Origin of the sequence: Pseudomonas tehranensis (assembly GCF_014268615.1) — a bacterium.
GTDB lineage: Bacteria > Pseudomonadota > Gammaproteobacteria > Pseudomonadales > Pseudomonadaceae > Aquipseudomonas > Aquipseudomonas tehranensis.
This window is the reverse complement of record NZ_JABWQV010000320.1, coordinates 1-4,946: the sequence shown is the minus strand read 5'-3', so window position 1 is coordinate 4,946 and position 4,946 is coordinate 1. Positions and strand designations below refer to the sequence as shown.

The 4,946-nt window shown below is 62.0% G+C and carries 5 protein-coding genes; 3 read left to right on the top strand and 2 right to left on the bottom strand.

Going from position 1 to position 4,946, the window contains the following annotated elements; genetic code table 11:
- Positions 1 to 65 precede the first annotated feature (65 nt).
- Positions 66 to 686, bottom strand: a complete 621-nt coding sequence (locus HU811_RS24975; RefSeq protein ID WP_092401590.1) for a LysE family translocator — start codon at positions 684 to 686, stop codon at positions 66 to 68.
- 207 nt (positions 687 to 893) lie between these two features.
- On the opposite strand from HU811_RS24975, the gene ligB reads away from it, so the two are divergent.
- Positions 894 to 2,567: an NAD-dependent DNA ligase LigB gene (gene ligB, locus HU811_RS24970; protein WP_186658655.1), complete on the top strand. Its 1,674-nt coding sequence runs from the start codon at positions 894 to 896 to the stop codon at positions 2,565 to 2,567.
- 88 nt (positions 2,568 to 2,655) lie between these two features.
- Positions 2,656 to 3,051 carry a DUF1090 domain-containing protein gene (locus HU811_RS24965; protein ID WP_092401585.1) on the top strand — a complete coding sequence of 132 codons (396 nt, stop codon included), beginning with the start codon at positions 2,656 to 2,658 and terminating at the stop codon, positions 3,049 to 3,051.
- Between the two features lie 60 nt (positions 3,052 to 3,111).
- Here HU811_RS24965 and HU811_RS24960 read toward each other — a convergent pair whose 3' ends face one another.
- Positions 3,112 to 3,561, bottom strand: coding sequence for a c-type cytochrome (locus HU811_RS24960; protein WP_092401582.1), 450 nt, complete (start codon positions 3,559 to 3,561; stop codon positions 3,112 to 3,114).
- A gap of 123 nt (positions 3,562 to 3,684) precedes the next feature.
- On the opposite strand from HU811_RS24960, the gene mltA reads away from it, so the two are divergent.
- Positions 3,685 to 4,869, top strand: coding sequence for a murein transglycosylase A (gene mltA / locus HU811_RS24955; RefSeq protein ID WP_186658653.1), 1,185 nt, complete (start codon positions 3,685 to 3,687; stop codon positions 4,867 to 4,869).
- Positions 4,870 to 4,946 lie beyond the last annotated feature (77 nt).

Below are 4,946 nucleotides of genomic sequence, written 5' to 3'. Positions count from 1 at the left end.
CCAGCGGGGATAAATCCCCTCGCCACAAGCCCACCCTCTCTCAGGCACCAATAGAACCATCGAACTCAAGACCGTCGCGCCACCAGCAAAAACGAAGCCGCACTGGCCAGCAGTCCCGCACACAGCCGATTGAACAGACGCTTGCCGCTCGGCCGGGCAAACAGCCGCCGCGCGTAAATCCCCATGTAGCAATACAACCCGATGGCGATGCACTCCAGCGCCAGGAACAGGCCGCCCAGCACGGCGAACTGCTGGGTGACAGTGCTGGCGCGGTCGACAAACTGCGGCAGAAAGGCGGTGAACAACAGAATCGCCTTCGGGTTGCCGATCGCTACCAGAAACTCCTGGCGCGCCAGGCGAGTCACGCTCATCGAAGTGACCGCCGCTTCAGCGCCAGCTTCTGGCTGCGCCCGCCACAATTGCACGGCGAGATAGAACAGATAAGCGGCCCCCACGAACTTGATCCCCAGGAACAACAGCTCCGAGGTATGCAGCACAGCGGTCAACCCCACCGCTGCCAGGGCAATCATGAGTGCAAACGCCAGCAACCGGCCAATGCCACCGCTGCACGCCCGGACGAAGCCATAACGCGAGGCGTTACTGATGGACAGCAGGTTATTCGGCCCCGGCGCCATGTTCAGCGCGAAGCAGGCCGGGATGAAAACAGCAAGGGTCGTCAGGTCCATAGGGATGCACGCCTGGCAGAGCGGATCGAGCCCCCATTCTGCACTCGCCCCTGATGGGTTCAAGGCACAGTTGCACAACCAAATCACCCTGCACTGTACCGCCACGACTTCGCCATCGCCCCCTGCAAAATCCGGTAACGCTCCCAGCCTCGCACCTGCTGTGAGAGTGACTAGCCTTCAAGCACACCACCAAGCAAGGATGCTTCGATGCTGCCGCTATCACGCCTATGGGCCTGCTTCATATTCATCACTTCTCCCGTCATCGCCGCGCCTTGTCCCGACTGGCCCCTCGGACGCGCCCAGGCAGAAATCACCGCCCTGCAACAGCGAATCGACTCATGGGATGACAGCTATCACCGTCTCGGCCGATCACTGGTAGCCGATGAGCTCTACGATCAATCCCGCATCCAGCTGGGCCATTGGCGCGACTGCTTTGACCTTGTGGCACCCAGTTTCCCCCTGCGCACGGCGGGCGGGAAAGTGCCACACCCGGTTGCACACACCGGCCTGGACAAACTCAAGGATGCCGACGCGGTCAAGGCATGGCTGCAAGGTCGAGAAGACCTCTGGGTCCAACCGAAAGTCGATGGCGTGGCCGTGACCTTGATCTATCGCGGAGGGCGCCTGCATCAGGCGATCAGCCGCGGTGATGGTGTCCAGGGGCAAGACTGGACCTGGGCTGCGCACAAAATCAACGCCATCCCGCAACGGTTGCATCAGCCATTGGACCTGGTCGTTCAGGGTGAGCTGTACTGGCGGCTGATTGCTCATGTCCAGGCCAGCAACGGCAGTCTCAATGCCCGGGCGACCGTGGCGGGGCTGATGGCGCGCACGAATTTGACCGCGCAGGAGGGGGCGGACATCGGCTTGTTTGTCTGGGACTGGCCTGACGGACCGGCCACGCTGCCCGAACGGGAGGCGACCCTCAAAGCGCTTGGTTTTGCCGACACCACCGGCTACAGCCAACCCGTCCAGGTATTGGCCGACGTCAAGCAGTGGCGCGACCACTGGTATCGCACGCCACTGCCATTTGCCAGCGATGGCGTCGTCCTGCGCCAAAGCCGCCGCCCACCTGCTGACCGCTGGCGGGCCCGGGCGCCGTTCTGGAGCGTGGCCTGGAAATACCCCTATGCCCAGGCCCTGGCCGAGGTGCGCCACGTGCGCTTCAAGATCGGTCGTACCGGGCGCATCACGCCCGTACTGGAACTTGAACCTGCGATGCTCGACGACCGACGAATCCGCCGCGTGAGCGTCAGCTCCCTCAAACGCTGGGAGCAAATGGACATACGTCCTGGCGACCGGGTCGCCATCAGCCTGGCCGGGCTGACCATTCCACGCCTGGACAGCGTCGTGCTGCGCAGTGTCGAGCGCCAGGACGTGAATGCCCCAGCGGCAGCCAATTATCACTTTTTAAGTTGCTGGCAGCCGACGCCCGGCTGCGAAAGCCAGTTCCTGGCGCGCCTGGGCTGGCTCAGCGGCAAGCACGGATTAGCCCTGCCCCATGTCGGCCCGGGCACCTGGGAAAAACTCCTGGCGGCCGGTCGACTCAATGGTTTGCTGGATTGGATGACCCTCGATGCCGACGAGCTTGCTAACATTGCCGGCTTCGGCGAACGCAGCAGCGCCCGCTTGCTCGACAGCCTGCACAGCGCCCGGCAACGTCCTTTTGGGCAGTGGCTCAAGGCCCTTGGCCTGCCACCCACCGGCGAGGTCCGGCTGGAGGGGCCATGGCAGGTGCTTGCCGAGCGCGACATCGAACATTGGCAAGCCGAAGCCGGTATCGGCCCGGGACGCGCTGCGCAACTGAGGGCTTTTTTTCGCGACCCACAGGTGCTGGCGTTGAGTGAAGTACTAAGGGGTGCCGGGGTCGACGGTTTTTAATCCAGGTCCCACAGTTGAACCCAAGGGGTAAACGTGCGCTCCAACAGCGCATCTATACCAACCGTTCGCGAGTTTTCACGGAGTTGCTATGAATTTTCTGTCCCCTATCGCACTGCTGACGCTATGCAGCGCCATGGCCGCCCCCCTGATGGCAGCCGAGCAAACACCGGAGCTCACCGGCTGCGCAGCCAAGCGTCAGGGCATCATCAATCAAATCGAGCTGGCCAAGTCCCGCGGCAACAAAGACCAGCAAGCCGGCCTGGAAACGGCATTGAACCAAGTCACCACCCATTGCACCGACGCCTCCCTGCGCAAGGAACGCGAAAACAAGGTTCTTGAAGCCAAGCACGAGGTCAGCCAGCGTCAGGCCGACCTGGAAAAGGCCATGAAAAAAGGCGACGCGCAGCGGATCAACAAACGCAAGGACAAACTGGCGGCTTCTCGCAAAGAGTTGCAGGAAGCGGTGGACGAGTTGGATAAGTAAGCGGCAAGTTTTAAGCAGCAAGCCTAAAGCCCGACACTTGCAGCTTGCAGCTGCTCCTACTCAATAATCCCGAAACTCTTTATGGCAGGCGCTGCACGCATCCTCTACCTTCTGCACCGCAGGTCCCAGGTTGCTGGCCCTGTAGGGCTGAACCTTGCTGACGCTTACCAACTCACCGGTGGCCGCTTCAAGGCTGCGGGCCAGTTCCTGGAAACGCGCCTGTTTTTGCCAGACCTCATCCCGGGCACTGGTGTGGTCTTCTTCACGCACTTGCGGGAAATGTTTCCACGGCTCGCGGGACAGTTGATCAAGTTGCACCGCGCCCTCGGCAAAGCGCGGGCCGTCGAACGGGATACGACCGCGCAGCATGCCACCGAGCTCTTCGTTGGTCTTGAGCATCTGCTTGAAGATCGCTTTGCGTTGGCCCAGCGGGGAATTGGGATCGACACCGCCACAGGCGGACAACATCAGGCAGGCCAGCACGGCCATGGAAAATCGTTTTACAAACATCTTGGCCTCGGAGCAGGAAACGGCGGTTAGTATCCTCGGGTCATCGGCAAAGACCAATAGCCCTATTATCAATACGGGTTGTCTGGACGCCTGGAGCGTTCGCACGACCGGCAAGGAAATCTCATGCACAGTTTCAAGACCTGGCACAAAGGCCTGGCGTTGACCCTACCGCTTATCGCGCTGTTGGCCGGTTGCAACCGCGGTGACAAAGCCGAAGAGCCCCAGACCCACGCCGTCGCTACTTATGTCAGCGCACCGTGGGAAGCCTTGCCATCGGTGTCCGATGAAGACCTGCTGGCGGGCTTTGACTCCTGGCGCAGCGCCTGCACCCGGCTCAAGGCCGACGCGGTGTGGGGCGCCACCTGCGCGGCGGCGGCCAATGTGCCGCTGACTGCCGTGGATGTGCGCGACTTTCTGAAGCAGAACCTGGATGTCTACGGCCTGCGCTCGGGTGACAACAGCCCCAATGGGCTGATTACCGGTTACTACGAACCGGTCTACCCCGGTAGCCTCACCCAGACTGCCAGCGCCAACATCCCGGTGTACGGAGTGCCAGAGGACATGATCATCGTCTCGCTGGAGAGTATCTACCCCGAGCTCAAGGGCAAGCGCCTGCGCGGTCGCCTCGAAGGCCGAGTGCTCAAGCCCTACGACGACGCGGCCACCATCGAAACCAACGGGGTGAAGGCACCGGTGATCGCCTGGCTGACAGACCCGATGAACCTGCAATTCCTGCAGATCCAGGGCTCGGGCCGGATTCGACTCGATGACGGCCGCCAGTTGCGCATCGGCTATGCCGACCAGAACGGCCACCCCTACCGGCCCATCGGGCGCTGGCTGGTCGAACAGGGCGAACTGAAGAAAGAAGAGGTGACCATGGGCACCATCAGTGCCTGGGCAAAAGCCAACCCGAACCGGATTCCCGAGTTACTGGGCAGCAACCCCAGCTACGTGTTTTTCAACCGTAACCCCGACAGCAACGAAGGGCCGCGGGGCTCACTGAATGTGCCGCTGACCGCCGGCTACAGCGCGGCGGTGGATCGCAAGGTGATTCCCCTGGGAAGCCTGTTGTGGTTATCCACCACCCGCCCTGACGGCAGTGCATTGAACCGGCCGGTCGCGGCCCAGGACACCGGCGGCGCAATTGCCGGCGAAGTACGGGCAGACCTGTTCTGGGGCACCGGTGAAGCAGCGGGAAACCTGGCCGGGGATATGAAGCAACAGGGACAGATCTGGATGCTGTGGCCCAAGGGCATGGCATTGCCGCAGGTGCCACAGGTTGCCAATACGGTCAGCGCCAATCCTTGAGAAATGGATTGATGGTACTGGCCCCATCGCCAGCAGGCTCGCACACAGGGGATGGGGTAAGTCGCAGATATTGCCGT

Coding starts and splice junctions, on each gene's coding strand:
- HU811_RS24975 (WP_092401590.1), bottom strand. CDS start 686: ATGGACCTGACGACCCTTGCTGTTTTCATCCCGGCCTGCTTCGCGCTG.
- ligB (WP_186658655.1), top strand. CDS start 894: ATGCTGCCGCTATCACGCCTATGGGCCTGCTTCATATTCATCACTTCT.
- HU811_RS24965 (WP_092401585.1), top strand. CDS start 2,656: ATGAATTTTCTGTCCCCTATCGCACTGCTGACGCTATGCAGCGCCATG.
- HU811_RS24960 (WP_092401582.1), bottom strand. CDS start 3,561: ATGTTTGTAAAACGATTTTCCATGGCCGTGCTGGCCTGCCTGATGTTG.
- mltA (WP_186658653.1), top strand. CDS start 3,685: ATGCACAGTTTCAAGACCTGGCACAAAGGCCTGGCGTTGACCCTACCG.